Source organism: Citrobacter telavivensis (genome assembly GCF_041807075.1).
Classification (GTDB): domain Bacteria; phylum Pseudomonadota; class Gammaproteobacteria; order Enterobacterales; family Enterobacteriaceae; genus Citrobacter_A; species Citrobacter_A telavivensis.
Map to the genome: position 1 here is coordinate 488640 of NZ_JBGUBF010000001.1, position 17417 is coordinate 506056.

The 17417-nt window shown below is 55.4% G+C and carries 16 protein-coding genes; 8 read left to right on the plus strand and 8 right to left on the minus strand.

Annotated elements, in window-relative coordinates:
- The first annotated feature begins 392 nt into the window (after positions 1-392).
- The 8 genes from sdhC to sucD all read left to right on the plus strand — a co-directional run bounded on the left by sdhC (position 393) and on the right by sucD (position 10269).
- Positions 393-797 (plus strand): succinate dehydrogenase cytochrome b556 subunit, encoded by a 405-nt coding sequence (sdhC, locus tag ACERJC_RS02250; protein ID WP_043001371.1) that lies wholly within the window; start codon positions 393-395, stop codon positions 795-797.
- Entirely contained in the window at positions 791-1138 is a 348-nt protein-coding gene (sdhD, locus tag ACERJC_RS02255) for a succinate dehydrogenase membrane anchor subunit (protein WP_046477550.1), read from the plus strand. Before sdhC ends, sdhD begins: the two co-directional genes overlap by 7 nt.
- Positions 1138-2904 (plus strand): succinate dehydrogenase flavoprotein subunit, encoded by a 1767-nt coding sequence (sdhA, locus tag ACERJC_RS02260; RefSeq protein ID WP_152405450.1) that lies wholly within the window; start codon positions 1138-1140, stop codon positions 2902-2904. Before sdhD ends, sdhA begins: the two co-directional genes overlap by 1 nt.
- 15 nt (positions 2905-2919) lie before the next feature.
- Positions 2920-3636, plus strand: a complete 717-nt coding sequence (sdhB, locus tag ACERJC_RS02265; RefSeq protein ID WP_286632703.1) for a succinate dehydrogenase iron-sulfur subunit SdhB — start codon at positions 2920-2922, stop codon at positions 3634-3636.
- A 415-nt stretch (positions 3637-4051) separates the two neighbouring features.
- On the plus strand, positions 4052-6853 hold the full coding sequence (gene sucA / locus ACERJC_RS02270) for a 2-oxoglutarate dehydrogenase E1 component (RefSeq protein WP_152405448.1): 2802 nt from the start codon (positions 4052-4054) through the stop codon (positions 6851-6853).
- A 14-nt stretch (positions 6854-6867) separates the two neighbouring features.
- Positions 6868-8088: a 2-oxoglutarate dehydrogenase complex dihydrolipoyllysine-residue succinyltransferase gene (gene odhB, locus ACERJC_RS02275; protein WP_178825194.1), complete on the plus strand. Its 1221-nt coding sequence runs from the start codon at positions 6868-6870 to the stop codon at positions 8086-8088.
- Positions 8089-8233: 145 nt separating this feature from the next.
- Positions 8234-9400 carry an ADP-forming succinate--CoA ligase subunit beta gene (gene sucC, locus ACERJC_RS02280; protein ID WP_042320639.1) on the plus strand — a complete coding sequence of 389 codons (1167 nt, stop codon included), beginning with the start codon at positions 8234-8236 and terminating at the stop codon, positions 9398-9400.
- Entirely contained in the window at positions 9400-10269 is an 870-nt protein-coding gene (sucD, locus tag ACERJC_RS02285) for a succinate--CoA ligase subunit alpha (RefSeq protein WP_152405446.1), read from the plus strand. The genes sucC and sucD overlap by 1 nt, the downstream gene beginning before the upstream one ends.
- Positions 10270-10465: 196 nt before the next feature.
- Here the strand turns inward: sucD and ACERJC_RS02290 are convergent, their stop codons facing one another.
- Genes ACERJC_RS02290 through otnK form a run of 8 tightly spaced genes read right to left on the minus strand, consistent with a single transcriptional unit; the run spans position 10466 to position 17241 of the window.
- A complete protein-coding gene (locus ACERJC_RS02290) occupies positions 10466-11122 on the minus strand; it encodes an aspartate/glutamate racemase family protein (RefSeq protein ID WP_373670919.1) in 657 nt (218 codons plus the stop codon).
- On the minus strand, positions 11119-11538 hold the full coding sequence (locus tag ACERJC_RS02295; RefSeq protein WP_178823495.1) for a GlcG/HbpS family heme-binding protein: 420 nt from the start codon (positions 11536-11538) through the stop codon (positions 11119-11121). Before ACERJC_RS02295 ends, ACERJC_RS02290 begins: the two co-directional genes overlap by 4 nt.
- A 6-nt stretch (positions 11539-11544) precedes the next feature.
- Positions 11545-12891 carry a bile acid:sodium symporter family protein gene (locus ACERJC_RS02300; protein ID WP_373670920.1) on the minus strand — a complete coding sequence of 449 codons (1347 nt, stop codon included), beginning with the start codon at positions 12889-12891 and terminating at the stop codon, positions 11545-11547.
- 24 nt (positions 12892-12915) lie between these two features.
- A complete protein-coding gene (locus tag ACERJC_RS02305) occupies positions 12916-13725 on the minus strand; it encodes a beta-keto acid cleavage family enzyme (RefSeq protein WP_371895787.1) in 810 nt (269 codons plus the stop codon).
- Between the two features lie 36 nt (positions 13726-13761).
- A complete protein-coding gene (locus ACERJC_RS02310; RefSeq protein ID WP_373670921.1) occupies positions 13762-14538 on the minus strand; it encodes a hydroxypyruvate isomerase family protein in 777 nt (258 codons plus the stop codon).
- On the minus strand, positions 14519-15328 hold the full coding sequence (locus tag ACERJC_RS02315) for a DeoR/GlpR family DNA-binding transcription regulator (RefSeq protein ID WP_174349147.1): 810 nt from the start codon (positions 15326-15328) through the stop codon (positions 14519-14521). The genes ACERJC_RS02310 and ACERJC_RS02315 overlap by 20 nt, the downstream gene beginning before the upstream one ends.
- Positions 15329-15334: 6 nt before the next feature.
- The gene (gene otnC / locus ACERJC_RS02320) at positions 15335-15979 is read right to left on the minus strand and encodes a 3-oxo-tetronate 4-phosphate decarboxylase (RefSeq protein WP_284554212.1); all 645 of its coding nucleotides are present in this window, start codon (positions 15977-15979) and stop codon (positions 15335-15337) included.
- Positions 15976-17241, minus strand: a complete 1266-nt coding sequence (gene otnK / locus ACERJC_RS02325; protein ID WP_371895789.1) for a 3-oxo-tetronate kinase — start codon at positions 17239-17241, stop codon at positions 15976-15978. Before otnK ends, otnC begins: the two co-directional genes overlap by 4 nt.
- Positions 17242-17417 lie beyond the last annotated feature (176 nt).

Sequence of the window (17417 nt, forward strand, 5' to 3'; positions counted from 1 at the left end):
TTTTACGCATTATATGCTTTTTCTGGTGTTGTTTGTAACAACTTTGTTTAATGATTGTCAAATCAGATGATTAAAAATTAAATAAATGTTGTTATCGTGACCTGTGTCACTGTTCGGGATAAAACCCGACAAACTATATGTAGGTTAATTGTAATGATTTTGTGAACGTCCTATACTGCCGCCAGGTCTCCGGAAACCCCTGCAATCCCGAGCCACCCAGCGTTGTAACGTGTCGTTTTAGCATCTGGAAGCAGTGTTTTACATGACGCGCAGTTATAGAAAGGACGCTGTCTGACCCGCACGCAGACCGGAGGAAGGAAATCCCGTCGTCTTTCAGGCTACAGGAGATTCACTCTCTGTACCCGAAGTCCAAAGGGAATAATAAGAACAGCATGTGGGCGTTATTCATGATAAGAAATGTGAAAAAACAAAGACCTGTCAATCTGGATCTACAAACGATCCGGTTCCCAATCACGGCGATAGCGTCCATTCTCCATCGCGTTTCCGGAGTGATCACCTTTGTGGCGGTCGGGATCCTGTTGTGGTTACTGGGCACCAGCCTCTCTTCCCCTGAAGGATTCCAACAGGCATCCGCCATCATGGGTAGCTTTTTTGTTAAATTTATTATGTGGGGCATCCTCACCGCGCTGGCGTATCACGTCGTGGTCGGCGTGCGTCATATGATGATGGATTTTGGTTATCTGGAAGAAACATTCGAAGCGGGTAAACGCTCTGCCAAAATCTCTTTTGTTATCACTGTCGTGCTTTCACTTCTCGCAGGAGTCCTCGTATGGTAAGCAACGCCTCCGCACTAGGACGCAATGGCGTACATGACTTCATCCTGGTCCGTGCTACCGCTATCGTTCTGACGCTATACATCATCTATATGGTGGGTTTCTTCGCTACAAGCGGCTCACTCACCTGGGAAGTCTGGACCGGTTTCTTCTCATCGGCTTTCACCAAAGTCTTCACCCTGCTGGCACTTTTTTCCATCTTGATTCATGCCTGGATCGGCATGTGGCAGGTGTTGACCGACTACGTTAAACCACTGGCAATTCGTTTGCCGCTGCAGCTGGCTATCGTCGTTGCACTGGTGGTTTACGTGATTTATGGATTCGTTGTGGTGTGGGGTGTGTAATGAAACTGCCAGTCAGAGAATTTGATGCTGTAGTCATTGGTGCAGGCGGCGCAGGTATGCGCGCAGCGCTGCAAATTTCCCAAAGCGGCCAGACCTGTGCGCTGCTGTCCAAAGTGTTCCCGACCCGTTCCCATACCGTTTCTGCGCAGGGTGGCATCACCGTTGCGCTCGGTAATACCCATGAAGATAACTGGGAATGGCACATGTACGACACCGTTAAAGGGTCGGACTACATCGGTGACCAGGACGCGATCGAATATATGTGTAAAACCGGCCCGGAAGCGATTCTGGAACTGGAACACATGGGTCTGCCGTTCTCCCGTCTTGACGATGGCAAAATTTACCAGCGTCCGTTTGGCGGCCAGTCGAAAAACTTCGGCGGCGAGCAGGCGGCACGTACCGCGGCGGCGGCTGACCGTACCGGTCACGCGCTGCTGCATACGCTGTATCAGCAGAACCTGAAAAACCACACCACGATTTTCTCCGAGTGGTATGCGCTGGATCTGGTGAAAAACGCCGATGGCGCGGTGGTCGGGTGTACCGCACTGTGCATCGAAACCGGTGAAGTGGTCTACTTCAAAGCCCGCGCAACGGTGCTGGCAACCGGCGGCGCAGGCCGTATCTATCAGTCCACCACTAACGCCCACATTAACACCGGCGACGGCGTAGGTATGGCTATCCGCGCGGGCGTGCCGGTGCAGGATATGGAAATGTGGCAGTTCCACCCCACCGGCATCGCCGGCGCGGGCGTTCTGGTGACAGAAGGCTGTCGCGGCGAGGGCGGTTATCTGCTGAACAAACACGGCGAGCGCTTTATGGAGCGTTATGCCCCGAATGCGAAAGACCTTGCGGGTCGTGACGTGGTGGCGCGTTCCATCATGATCGAAATCCGTGAAGGTCGCGGCTGCGACGGCCCGTGGGGCCCGCATGCTAAACTGAAACTCGACCATCTGGGTAAAGACGTTCTTGAATCCCGTCTGCCGGGTATCCTGGAACTGTCCCGTACCTTTGCGCACGTTGACCCGGTGAAAGAGCCGATTCCGGTTATCCCAACCTGTCACTATATGATGGGCGGTATTCCGACCAAAGTGACCGGCCAGGCGCTGACGGTGAACGAGCAGGGCGAAGACGTGGTGATCCCGGGTCTGTTCGCGGTGGGTGAAATCGCCTGCGTATCGGTACACGGCGCTAACCGTCTGGGCGGTAACTCGCTGCTGGATCTGGTGGTGTTTGGTCGTGCGGCAGGTCTGCATCTGCAGGAATCTATCGCCGAGCAGGGCGAACTGCGCGACGCCACAGAAGACGAAATCGATGCTTCCCTGGCGCGTCTGAACCGCTGGAACAACAACCGTGATGGTGAAGATCCGGTGGCGATTCGCAAAGCGCTGCAAGAATGTATGCAGCATAACTTCTCGGTCTTCCGTGAAGGCGATGCGATGGCGAAAGGGCTGGAAGAGTTGAAAGCTATCCGCGAGCGTTTGAAAAATGCCCGTCTGGACGACACCTCCAGCGAATTTAACACCCAGCGCGTAGAGTGTCTGGAGCTGGATAACCTGATGGAAACGGCTTACGCGACCGCCGTGTCCGCCAACTTCCGTACCGAAAGCCGTGGCGCGCATAGCCGCTTCGACTTCCCGGAGCGTGATGATGCAAACTGGCTGTGCCATTCCCTGTATCTGCCAGAGACGGAATCCATGACCCGACGTGAAGTCAACATGGAACCGAAACTGCGCCCGGCATTCCCGCCGAAGATTCGTACTTACTAATGCGGAGACAGGACAATGAAACTCGAGTTTTCAATTTATCGCTATAACCCGGATGTTGATGACGCTCCGCGCATGCAGGATTACACCCTGGAAGGCGAAGAAGGGCGCGACATGATGCTGCTGGACGCGTTGATGCAGCTCAAAGAGAAAGACCCCACGCTCTCTTTCCGCCGCTCCTGCCGTGAAGGCGTGTGCGGTTCAGACGGCGTGAACATGAACGGGAAGAACGGTCTGGCTTGCATTACGCCAGTGTCAGCGCTGGTTCAGCCTGGTAAGAAAATTGTTATCCGTCCGCTGCCCGGATTGCCGGTGGTCCGCGATTTGGTAGTAGACATGGGGCAATTCTATGCACAATATGAGAAGATTAAGCCTTACTTATTGAATAATGGGCAAAATCCGCCAGCTCGCGAGCATTTACAGATGCCTGAGCAGCGTGAAAAACTTGATGGGCTGTATGAATGTATTCTGTGCGCATGCTGCTCAACATCTTGCCCATCCTTCTGGTGGAATCCGGATAAGTTTATCGGCCCGGCAGGTCTGTTAGCTGCGTATCGCTTCCTGATCGACAGCCGTGATACTGAAACCGACAGCCGTCTGGAAGGGTTAAGTGATGCATTCAGCGTATTCCGCTGTCACAGCATCATGAACTGCGTCAGTGTATGTCCTAAGGGACTGAACCCGACGCGCGCCATCGGCCATATTAAGTCGATGCTGTTGCAACGTAGTGCGTAAGTAGACATTGCCCGCGGTGGCAATCCTGTAGGCCGGATAAGACGTTTACGTCGCCATCCGGCACATTTTGCCTGATGGCGCTTCGCTTATCAGGCCTACGGGGTCGCCATCCGGCAAATGAGTGCAGGAAACCTCTAAAAACTGCCACATTGATAGCAATAATCGAGATGTTCAGCGCGAGACAAGGCGCGAACGGAACGAATCGCCGGGAGCATAGTTCACTATGTAACCCGCGTGAGAGACGGTTGCAACGCAGTCGCAGCCTGAACAACGACGATTATTAGACAGTTTTTAAAGGTTCCTTAGCGGACGCAGATCACACGACAGTCCGTAACAAGTGAACCCCGGCACGCATACGGCGTATGCGTGGTAGTATCCACGGCGAAGTAAGCATATAAATGCTTAAGGGATCACGATGCAGAACAGCGCTTTGAAAGCCTGGTTGGACTCTTCTTACCTCTCTGGCGCAAACCAGAGCTGGATAGAACAGCTCTATGAAGACTTCTTAACCGATCCTGACTCGGTAGACGCTAACTGGCGTTCGACGTTCCAGCAGTTACCTGGCACCGGAGTCAAACCGGATCAATTCCATTCCAAAACACGTGATTATTTCCGTCGTCTGGCGAAGGATGCCTCACGTTACTCTTCTTCAATTTCCGACCCTGACACCAATGTGAAGCAGGTAAAAGTCCTGCAGCTCATTAACGCTTATCGCTTCCGTGGTCACCAGCATGCGAATCTCGATCCGCTGGGACTGTGGCAGCAAGAAACTGTGGCCGATCTGGATCCCTCCTTCCACGATCTGACAGAGGCCGATTTCCAGGAAAGCTTTAACGTAGGTTCTTTTGCCGGCGGCAAAGAGACGATGAAGCTGGGTGAGTTGATTTCTGCGCTCAAACAAACGTACTGCGGCCCGATTGGCGCTGAGTACATGCACATCACCAGCACCGAAGAGAAACGCTGGCTGCAACAGCGGATCGAATCCGGTCGCGCCGCATTCAGCGGTGAAGAGAAAAAACGCTTCCTGAGCGAACTGACCGCAGCAGAAGGTCTGGAACGTTACCTGGGCGCGAAATTCCCGGGGGCGAAACGCTTCTCGCTGGAAGGCGGCGATGCGTTAATTCCAATGCTCAAAGAGATGATCCGCCATGCAGGTAACAGCGGCACCCGTGAAGTGGTGCTGGGGATGGCGCACCGTGGTCGTCTGAACGTACTGGTCAACGTGTTGGGTAAAAAACCGCAGGACCTGTTCGACGAATTTGCGGGCAAACATAAAGAACATCTCGGCACCGGTGACGTGAAGTACCACATGGGCTTCTCGTCAGATATCGAAACCGAAGGCGGTCTGGTTCACCTGGCGCTGGCGTTTAACCCGTCACACCTGGAAATCGTCAGCCCGGTGGTGATTGGTTCCGTGCGTGCGCGTCTGGACCGACTGGACGAACCCAGCAGCAACAAAGTCCTGCCGATCACCATTCACGGGGACGCCGCGGTCACCGGGCAGGGCGTGGTTCAGGAAACCCTGAACATGTCGAAAGCGCGGGGTTACGAAGTGGGCGGTACCGTTCGCATCGTCATCAACAATCAGGTGGGCTTCACCACCTCTAACCCGCTGGATGCCCGCTCCACCCCGTACTGCACCGACATTGGTAAAATGGTACAGGCACCTATCTTCCACGTGAACGCGGACGATCCGGAAGCGGTCGCGTTCGTGACGCGTCTGGCGCTGGACTTCCGTAACACCTTCAAACGCGACGTCTTCATCGATCTGGTGTGCTACCGCCGTCACGGCCACAACGAAGCCGACGAGCCGAGCGCAACCCAGCCGCTGATGTATCAGAAAATCAAAAAGCATCCGACCCCGCGCAAAATCTACGCTGACAAGCTGGAAGCGGATAAGGTCGCGACGCTGGAAGATGCCACTGAAATGGTCAACCTGTATCGCGACGCGCTGGACGCGGGCGAATGCGTGGTGAAAGAGTGGCGTCCGATGAACATGCACTCCTTTACCTGGTCGCCATACCTCAACCACGAGTGGGATGAAAACTACCCAAGCCAGGTGGAGATGAAGCGTCTGCAGGAACTGGCGAAACGCATCAGTACGGTGCCGGAAGCGGTGGAAATGCAGTCACGCGTCGCGAAGATTTACGGCGATCGTCAGGCGATGGCCGCCGGTGAGAAGCTGTTCGACTGGGGCGGCGCCGAGAATCTGGCCTACGCCACGCTGGTTGACGAAGGTATTCCGGTTCGTCTGTCCGGTGAGGACTCTGGTCGCGGCACCTTCTTCCACCGTCACGCGGTTATTCACAACCAGGCGAACGGTTCAACCTATACCCCGCTGCAGCATGTGCATAACGGACAGGGTTCCTTCCGCGTCTGGGACTCCGTGCTGTCTGAAGAAGCGGTACTGGCATTCGAATACGGCTATGCCACGGCGGAACCGCGTACCCTGACCATCTGGGAAGCGCAGTTCGGTGACTTCGCCAACGGTGCACAAGTGGTTATCGACCAGTTCATCTCCTCCGGCGAGCAGAAATGGGGCCGGATGTGTGGCCTGGTGATGCTGCTGCCGCACGGTTACGAAGGGCAGGGCCCGGAGCACTCCTCCGCGCGTCTGGAACGTTATCTGCAGCTTTGCGCCGAGCAAAACATGCAGGTGTGCGTACCGTCTACCCCGGCACAGGTGTATCACATGCTGCGTCGTCAGGCGCTGCGCGGAATGCGTCGTCCGCTGGTGGTCATGTCGCCGAAATCGCTGCTGCGCCATCCGCTGGCCGTCTCCAGTCTGGATGAACTGGCTAACGGCACCTTCATGCCGGCCATCGGCGAAGTTGATGACCTCGATCCGAAAGGCGTGAAGCGCGTGGTGATGTGTTCTGGTAAGGTTTATTACGACCTGCTGGAACAGCGTCGCAAGAACAACCAGAAAGATGTCGCTATTGTGCGCATCGAACAACTCTATCCTTTCCCGCATCAGGCGATGCAGGAAGTATTAAAACAGTACGCTCACGTACATGATTTTGTCTGGTGCCAGGAAGAGCCGCTCAACCAGGGCGCATGGTACTGCAGCCAGCATCATTTCCGTGAAGTAATTCCATTTGGGTCCGCTCTGCGTTATGCAGGTCGCCCGGCCTCCGCCTCTCCGGCGGTAGGGTATATGTCCGTTCACCAGAAACAGCAACAAGATCTGGTTAATGACGCGCTGAACGTCGATTAATTAAAGGATAAATAATGAGTAGCGTAGATATTCTTGTTCCCGACCTGCCTGAGTCCGTAGCGGACGCGACTGTTGCCACCTGGCACAAAAAACCGGGTGATGCAGTGGTTCGTGACGAAGTGCTGGTAGAAATCGAAACTGACAAAGTGGTACTGGAAGTACCGGCATCAGCGGACGGCATTCTGGATGCGGTTCTGGAAGACGAAGGCACGACCGTGACTTCGCGCCAGATCCTGGGTCGCCTGCGTGAAGGCAACAGCGCCGGTAAAGAAACCAGCGCGAAGTCTGAAGAAAAAGCGTCCACCCCGGCGCAGCGTCAGCAGGCCTCTCTGGAAGAACAAAACAACGATGCGCTGAGCCCGGCGATCCGTCGCCTGCTGGCTGAGCACAACCTCGACGCCAGTGCTATCAAAGGCACCGGTGTAGGTGGTCGCATCACCCGTGAAGATGTGGATAAGCACCTGGCAAAAGCGCCTGCGAAAGCCGAGGCCAAAGCCGCATCAGCCGCGCCTGCTGCACAGCCAGTTCTGGGTGCGCGCAGCGAAAAACGCGTACCGATGACCCGTCTGCGCAAACGCGTTGCCGAGCGTCTGCTGGAAGCGAAAAACTCCACCGCCATGCTGACGACCTTCAACGAAGTCAACATGAAGCCGATTATGGATCTGCGTAAGCAGTACGGTGAAGCGTTTGAAAAACGTCACGGCATCCGTCTGGGCTTCATGTCCTTCTACGTGAAGGCCGTGGTGGAAGCGCTGAAACGCTATCCGGAAGTGAACGCCTCTATCGATGGCGACGACGTGGTGTATCACAACTACTTCGACGTGAGCATGGCGGTTTCTACGCCGCGCGGCCTGGTGACCCCGGTTCTGCGTGACGTTGATACGCTGGGTATGGCTGACATCGAGAAAAACATCAAGACGCTGGCAATCAAAGGTCGTGACGGCAAGCTGACGGTAGAAGATCTGACGGGCGGTAACTTCACCATCACCAACGGTGGTGTGTTCGGTTCCCTGATGTCCACGCCGATCATCAACCCGCCGCAGAGCGCGATCCTCGGGATGCACGCGATTAAAGATCGTCCGATGGCGGTAGATGGCAAGGTGGAAATCCTGCCGATGATGTACCTGGCGCTGTCCTACGATCACCGCCTGATCGATGGTCGCGAATCCGTGGGCTTCCTGGTGGCGATTAAAGAACTGCTGGAAGATCCGACACGTCTGCTGCTGGACGTGTAGTAAACAAGAGTATCACCTGCCCGTAGGCCGGATAAGGCGTTTACGCCGCCATCAGGCATTGATGAGATGCCTGATGGCGACGCTACCGCGTCTTATCAGGCCTACGGTTTAAAGATAACGATTACCTGAAGGATGGACAGAACACATGAACTTACATGAATACCAGGCAAAACAACTTTTTGCCCGCTATGGCTTACCGGCGCCGGTGGGTTATGCCTGTACTACTCCGCGTGAAGCTGAAGAAGCGGCATCGAAAATCGGTGCAGGTCCGTGGGTAGTAAAATGTCAGGTTCACGCGGGTGGCCGTGGTAAAGCGGGCGGTGTGAAAGTGGTCAAAAGCAAAGAAGAGATTCGCGCTTTTGCTGAACACTGGCTGGGCAAACGTCTGGTGACCTATCAAACAGACGCCAACGGTCAACCGGTAAACCAGATTCTGGTTGAAGCAGCGACCGATATCGATAAAGAGCTGTACCTGGGCGCGGTGGTTGACCGTAGCTCCCGTCGCGTGGTCTTCATGGCCTCCACCGAAGGCGGCGTAGAAATTGAAAAAGTCGCGGAAGAAACCCCGCACCTGATCCACAAAGTTGCGCTCGATCCGCTGACCGGCCCAATGCCGTATCAGGGACGCGAGCTGGCGTTCAAACTGGGTCTGGAAGGCAAACTGGTTCAGCAATTCACCAAAATCTTCATGGGTCTGGCGACGATTTTCCTTGAGCGCGACCTGGCACTGATCGAAATCAACCCGCTGGTTATCACGAAGCAGGGCGATCTGATCTGCCTCGACGGCAAACTGGGCGCTGACGGCAACGCGCTGTTCCGCCAGCCGGATCTGCGTGAAATGCGCGACCAGTCTCAGGAAGACCCGCGTGAAGCGCAGGCTGCGCAGTGGGAACTGAACTACGTCGCACTGGATGGCAACATCGGCTGTATGGTTAACGGCGCGGGTCTGGCGATGGGCACCATGGACATCGTGAAACTGCACGGCGGCGAACCGGCTAACTTCCTTGACGTTGGCGGCGGCGCTACCAAAGAGCGTGTGACCGAAGCGTTCAAAATTATCCTCTCTGACGACAACGTTAAAGCGGTTCTGGTTAACATCTTCGGCGGTATTGTGCGCTGCGATCTGATCGCTGACGGCATCATCGGTGCGGTAGCGGAAGTGGGTGTTAACGTACCGGTCGTGGTTCGTCTGGAAGGCAACAACGCCGAACTCGGCGCGAAGAAACTGGCTGACAGCGGCCTGAATATTATTGCAGCGAAAAGTCTGACGGATGCAGCTCAGCAGGTTGTTGCCGCAGTGGAGGGGAAATAATGTCTGTTTTAATCAATAAAAACACCAAGGTTATCTGTCAGGGTTTTACCGGTAGCCAGGGGACGTTCCACTCCGAACAGGCGATTGCTTACGGTACGCAGATGGTTGGCGGCGTAACGCCAGGTAAAGGCGGCACCACGCACCTGGGTCTGCCAGTGTTCAACACCGTGCGTGAAGCGGTTGAAGCAACGGGCGCAACCGCAACGGTTATCTACGTTCCGGCACCGTTCTGCAAAGACTCCATTCTGGAAGCGATCGACGCAGGTATCAAACTCATCATCACTATCACCGAAGGTATCCCGACGCTGGATATGCTAACCGTGAAGGTGAAACTGGATGAAGCCGGCGTACGCATGATCGGGCCGAACTGCCCGGGCGTTATCACCCCTGGCGAATGCAAAATCGGCATCATGCCGGGTCACATCCATAAGCCAGGTAAAGTGGGTATCGTCTCCCGCTCCGGTACGCTGACCTATGAAGCGGTTAAGCAGACCACCGACTACGGTTTCGGCCAGTCCACCTGTGTGGGCATCGGCGGCGACCCGATCCCGGGCTCTAACTTTATCGACATCCTGAAACTGTTCCAGGAAGATCCGCAGACCGAAGCGATCGTGATGATCGGTGAGATCGGCGGTAGCGCAGAAGAAGAAGCGGCTGCTTACATTAAAGATCACGTCACCAAACCGGTGGTTGGCTACATCGCCGGTGTGACCGCGCCGAAAGGCAAGCGCATGGGTCACGCAGGGGCCATCATCGCTGGGGGTAAAGGGACAGCAGATGAGAAATTTGCTGCCCTGGAAGCTGCTGGCGTGAAAACCGTTCGCAGCCTCGCCGATATCGGCGAAGCGCTGAAAGCCGTGATTAAGTAAGACTCAAATAAGCAATAAAACAGTCTACTCCCCTTCATTTACCCGTGATGAAGGGGCAAAGACTGGTCCAGTTTCGACATGGTTGGCCATCTGATGATGGCCTTTTTTTTACCTGCAGGTTTGCCGGATGGCGCTGTCGCTTATCCGGCCTACGGGTGTAGGCCTGATAAGATGCGCCAGCATCGCCATCAGGCGCTCACGCGCTTTCAGCCAGCGTTTTCAGCCAGCGAATACCGCTTTCTGGTGAGGTCATCACCGGGACGGGCGGAGAAGGAAGCTGTTGCAGAACGCGCGCCATCGACGCCTGTGCCAGCATCACAACATCGGCCTGTTTATAGGCGCTGTGTAATCCTTCACTGACGATGCGGTCGTGGGTCTCCATATCACCCGCCAGCAGGGCGTGGAAGGCCTCCTCCATCAATATCGGCGTCACCGAGCATGGCTTGCCGCTGGCCTGTACTTTGCGCTGCACATACTCCAGCGTCGGTTTCATCGTGGTGGCGACGGTGGCCAGTACGGCAATGTTTTCACCCAGGCTAATGGCGTTTTCCACCATCGCGCAGTCGATACGGGCAAGTTGCAGCGGCGTCATAAACTGGCACTGCTCTACCGCTGTGCCAATGGACGAGCAGGCGGTGATGAAAATCTCACAGTCTGCTTTTTCGGCAATGTGAACATAGTCGGCAATGCGTGCCGCAATGTTCGGCGTAACGCCCCCGGCTTTCATCACCTGTTTGATCATCGACTCTTCGACCAGGTGCATCACGTCCGCCTCTGGCATGATGTCCCCGATCAGCTGCTGCATCATGGCGAGCGTGGCGGAACTGGTGTGAAGCATAGCGATCTTTTTCATTCTGCGATCTCCTTGAGCAAACTTTCGGCAACGGCCATGGCCGCATCGTGATCTTCCTGCGCGGACAGTCCGCCGACCGCGACGGCCCCCAGGCATTTACCGTTGTGAAGAATCGGTACACCGCCGGGCAGCGCGGTAAAACGTGGGTCAGCAAAGTAGCTGATATCCAGCGACTCTTTTTGCAGGCGTTGTAGGAACGCCTGTGTGGTGCAGCCTAAACGGCTGCTGGTGCGTGCTTTGCGCTGTGTCAGTTCAATGGTTAACAGTTTGGCGTTATCCATACGGGCAAAGCTCAGTAATTCACCGTTGGCGTCGCACACTGCTACGCTGAGCGGACGTTGCGTATAACGGGTATCGGCGAGATCGAGCGCACAGTCTACCGCGCGTCGTGCCTGTTCCAGAGTTAACGTCATCATTGCTGGTTATCCTTTTGACAGAGGTTCTGATATTGGCTGAGCAGGTGTGTTTTGACTCAGGGCCTGTGCTTGTCGGGCATCTTTTTTGCGCCAGTAGTTAGCCAGCAGCGAGCCGCTGACGTTGCCAAGCGGCGTCATGACCGCAGAGGCGAGACCGACGGTTGCCAGTTTGCCCATCGCGGCAGCAAGACCCGACGCCATACCGCCGTTTTGCAGACCGACTTCAAAGGCCACCGTCCGCGCAGACTGGACATCCATACGGAAGATCCAGCGGCTCATCAGATAGCCAATCAGGAAGCCGCCGAGGTTGTGCATCAGCATGGCGAAGCAGAGCAGGAAACCGACCTGCACCAGGTTGTCGCGTCCGGCAGCCGCCGCGGTGGTGGTAAAGAAAATGATGCCCATCATTGAGATGGTCGGCATGACTTTCTTAACGCCGTCCACGCGGCTGTACAGCCAGTTGTAGAACAGCGCCCAGATAATCCCGCCTGCCACAAAGTTCAGCACGACCGCGTACATTTGTGCGTCAGCGCTGGCGCTGCCAAACAGCGAGTCCCAACCGCCGGCAATCATATACAGCAGCCAGACGGCGCTGATCCCGGCCAGAATTTGCACGGTACGACGCCCCTGCACACCGGCATAGGTTTTCAGGTAGTCGTGTAAAATCGCCGCGCCAATTGGGATCAGCACGATTTTCACCACGTCCATCACCATCGCGGTGAGCTGGATGTCGATCATCGATCCAGCCAGCAGATTCACCCACAGCGGCGTCATCACCGTCGCCGCCAGCGTCGAGACGGCGGCGATAGAGACCGCCAGCGCCAGGTTGGCGTTAGCGATATACACCATCACGGTGGAGGAGAGCCCGCTGGGGCAGGAACCAATCAGCAGAATGCCCACAGCCACTTCCGGCGGGAAGTCAAAGAGCAGCGTGATGCTCAGACCAAGCAAAGGCATGATGACGAAATGACAGAAGGTGCCGATGAACACCGCCCATGGCATTTTGGCAACGTCGATAAAATCCTGAATCGTGAGTTTGGTGCCCATACTGAACATGGTCGCCTGGATCACTAAGAAGACGATCCACTTATGCGTGATGTTGAATCCGCCCCAGACGATCAGATCGGTTGACCAGGTCATCGCGGCGACAAAGCCGGCGATGATCCACAGGGTAAACTGATAGCTGCGAAGACCAGGCCAATAACCCGCGCCTGCCGCGAAGCCTGCTGTCAGCATCACCAGCCCCGACTGCCAGAGGGCAGGAGACTGCATCAGCGCGCCAATTGCCGCCAGTGCGCCACCGGCGATGCAGACGCCCAGTCCGGTTTTGTGAATAACGGTCGTGATAGTCATGATGAAATGTCCTTTCTCTCGTTATTACTGTCGTGGTGGAATAGCTAACATTTGCCGCGCAATATCCGGCGTGGCGACCTTTTTATCCATACTGCGAATAAGCGTGGCGAGTTTGGCAACCTGCTGATAATTATGCTGGGCTTTCTCTTCTGCGCTTAAATAATAGCTGTCTTCAAAACCAATCCTCACTTCACTGGCACCCATTCCGACCGCTGCTGCAATAATATCGAAGTTCTTACGGCCAAAATGCGTAATTCCCCACAAGGCGTCACGTGGAATCATACTCCGCAAGGCAATTAACGCATCAACCGTCGCCGGGGAACTTCCACGATGGCCGAGCACAATATTGAATAACATGGGTTTTCTGAACTGAATTTTTTCTTCCAGCGCCAGAATGTTATTAATCATCCCTATTTCAAAGACTTCGAATTCAGGAATAATTGAACGCTGGGTAATTTGTTGGGAACAATATTCGACGTCCGGTCCGGGATTAAAATACACGGCATCGCCGAGGTTAACGGAGCCGACGTTCAGCGAGGCCATTTCGACGCCGGGACAATCCAGCGGCGCGCAGCGTTCGGCAATCGACATAGCGGAGACGCCGCCGGTAGAGGCCTGAATAATCAGGTCAGAATGGCGCATGACGTTATCGATTGTCGCCTGAAAATCCGTGGTGTCCGGCGTCAGGCGCCCCTGCTTATCGCGAACGTGTAAATGCACTATTGCCGCACCATGTTCGACGCTGGCCAATATTTCCTGCGCCAGTTCTTCGGGTATAACTCTGGGGCAATCCGCGGCAACGGGTGCCAACGAGATAATAACAGTATCCGACATGTGTTCCTCCGGTATTCCGGTACAGAGATATTAAAATTATAAGTACGGTGTCATCCAGCGTAACGATTCGGGCCCTGGTGTTGACGGTTTGTATTCACAACCCATCCAGCCCTGATAACCTGTCTGCTTAATAAAATCAAAGAGCCATGCTTCGTTTAATTCTCCCGTTCCTGGCTCATGGCGACCAGGCACAGAAGCAATCTGAAAATGTTTAATTATCGGTAAATAGCGTTCAATAAAATGCGCAACATTACCGTGTATTTTTTGGCAGTGATAAATATCAAACTGTAAGCCGATATTTTTTCTGTCCACTTCGTTAATCAGACTTTCGGCCAGAGGAAAGCTGTCGACGAAATAACCTGGCATATCTTGCGGATTTAAGGGTTCAATCAGTACGTCGATTCCGGCCTCGACCATGACGTCACAGGCGATACGCAGTCTGTCAGTCAATCGTTCGCGCTGGGCGCTGGCGGAAAGCGTGTCCACGCGCAGTCCGGCCATGACGTGCACCTTGCGACAACCTAACGCCGTGGCGTAATCGCGGGCAATCATTAGACTGCGCTGATATTCCTCATCACGCTCAGGCAGGGATGCCAGCCCACGTTCACCTGCCTGCCAGTTACCCGCCGGGGCGTTCATCAAGGCTACTGGCAGGCCAGTTTCCTGCTGCGCTGCCAGTAGAACGCCCAGCGAATGCTGCCAGAGAAACAGCCCTTCAACGCCGTGGAAACCCGCCGCCTTAGCTGCCTGAAAGCGTCCGGCAATGGGGTGTTCACAAAACAGCCAGTCGAGGTTAGCCGCTAACTTCAGCATGGTGCGTTCCCTCCCGGCAATCAACCAGATGCAGTTTCACGCCCTGGCTGGCAATGGTGTCCTGCGCCACATCGGGTAACTGGTTATCCGAAATAATGTCGGTCAGTTGATCCAGCGAGCAGATGTGGAACATCCCGTATTTGCCAAATTTACTGCTGTCGCAGACCAACACCCGCCGGCGGGAGACGGTGAGCACCGCCTCTTTCACCGAGGCTTTGCCCTCGCTGGGGGTCGACATACCGCGTTCGGTATCCCACGAGGACGAGCTGAGAAACGCCACGTCGATGTTAATCGTGCGCAGAAAGCTGGCAGCGCTTTTCCCGAGGCAGGAACGGTTACGCTGATCCACCAGACCTCCGGTGTGATACAGCGTGATGTGCGGCATGTCCATCAGGTAGTGGCTGATGGAAAAATCGTTCGTCACCACCGTCAGGTTGAAGCAGTGGCTGGCGGCGACCGCTTTCGCCACTTCAAACAGTGAGGTGCCGGCATCCAGATACAGCGTTTGCCCCGGTTCGATCAGCATTGCGGCAAGCTGTCCCATCCGCCGCTTCACCTCATGATGCAGTTCGGCCTTTTCCCGCCACGGCAGCTCCGATTTCAGCAGATTGTTGAGTTTCACCCCGCCATTAATCGAGATGACTTTGCCTTCTTCTTCCAGCAACTGAATATCGCGACGCACGGTCATGTGTGACACGCTCATCAGATCCGCCAACTCATTAAACGAGGCGACGTTTTTTTCATGCACGTAGCGGTAGATAAAATCACGTCGTTGTTCGGGGATCATCATTTCACCTCATGCTCGCTGGGATTGTTCGAGTTCAGCCACCGCTTCCGCCGTGAGCGGCACGTAACCGAGGGGTTTTAAGGTCAGCCAGATGCGGGCGCTGTCTTCCAGCTCTTCGGCATTAAACACCGCCTCACGAAGTGAGCGACCACTGACTACCGGGCCATGATTGGCCAGGAGCGCCGCAGTATGGTCCGCTGCAATTTCGCTAAGTGCGCTGGCAATGCCTTCATGACCAGGTTTGAAATAGGGCAGAAGCGGCAACTGCCCGACGCGCATCACGTAGTACGGCGTTAACGGCGGAAGACAGTTTTCCGGCGTGCTGCACGGCAGACAGGAAAGGGCGGTCAGCCATGGCGAGTGCAGATGGACCACCGCGCCGCAGGCCGGACGATGGCGATACCAGGCCAGGTGCATAGGCACCTCTTTTGATGGCTTATCGCCACTCAGGTGAACGCCGTTGGCATCCAGTTTACTGAGCGTGGCGGCGTCCAGCTCTCCCAGGCAGGAGTTGGTCGGTGTGACCAGATAGCCGCCGTCCGGCAGCCTTACGCTCAGGTTGCCCGAGCCGCCGCTGCTGAAGCCGCGCATAAACAGAGAGCGACCATAATGCACCAGTTGTTCGCGGAGTTGCTGTTCGGTAAGCGGGTTCATGATGTGTACTCCTGCGCGGTAAAAAAGAACTCTTCATCACCGAAGTTGCCTGACTTCAATGCCAGCGCTAACGGTGGTTCGGCGGAAAACACCCAGGGGACGCCGGGGGCGATGGCTTTACCGACCGCCAGTCGCGATACCTGCAACGCTTCCACTACGGTGCCGGACGTTTCGCCGCCCGCAACGATAAAACCGTTCACACCTGCGGCCTGCAGTTTGGCCGTCAGTCTGGCAAAGGTATGTTCAATCGCCCGGCTGGCAGGCTGCTCGCCATACTCCTGTTGAATGCGTTTTAGCGCTTCCGGCGGCTGGGTGGCGTAAATCAGCGGGGCGAGCGCGTCATCGACATGCGCCATCGCCCACAGCGACAGCTCATCGCTGTAACCTTCTGCGTCTGCCAGGCAGCGCGCCACGTCGAGTAAACGGGACGCGGCCCGCGCTTTATAGCGGTTCACCTGGCGGTTGCTCATGGTGGAACAGCTTCCGGAAAAGACCACCGTTTTTGCAGGCTGCGGGAAAGGATGTGCCGCCTCCTGTCCACGCTGCGGGGTGGCACACGCGGCCAGTGCGCCGCCCAGACCGGAACCGCCCGCCAGCAACGGCGTATGACGCAAGGCCTGAGCGAGAGTCTGCAGATCGGCTTCACTGAACGTATCCACGATCACGTGGCGTACACCTTCAGACTGACAGCGGTCCAGGGCGTGAGTGACCGCTTCCACACCTCTTTGAATCGTGCTGAGATCGATGCGTCCGACGGTACGGGGGGTTTGCGCCGCGAGCAGTCGAATCAGGTTCGCGTCGGTCATCGGGTTGAGCGGATGTTTCTCCATGCCGGATTCGTTCAGCAATACGCCATTCACAAACAGATGGCCGTGGATCACCGTCCGTCCGTTTTGCGGCAGGGCAGGACAGTGAATGATGTACGGCGTGTGCATGGCTTCCATCAGCGCATCGCTGACCGGACCGATATTACCGGCAGGGGTGGAATCAAAGGTGGAACAATATTTGAAGTAAATCTGCTGCGCACCGGCTGTGTTGTGCAGCCATTGCCAGCAGCGTAATGATTGATCGACGGCCTGGTCAGCCGCCAGAGAACGGCTTTTAAGCGAGATGACAATCGCGTCGACCTCTTCATTCCACGGCTGTGCGGCGTCTGGCATACCGGGCAGCAGTGCGACTCGCCAGCCTTGCTCAGCCATAAAACTTGCTATATCCGTTGCGCCAGTAAAGTCGTCGGCGATAACACCTGTCGTGACGGGCATACATCCACTCCGTTCAGATTGTCTGGTAATTGAGCCTATTATTCAGGAGGACGTTTCACATTCACATGATGATTCTCACAAATAAGCACATCATAAAATTGTATGAATATTTAATAACTTTATGAAAACAATAGATAAAATTTCAATTCACATTGAAATAATGCTCACAGAGTGAT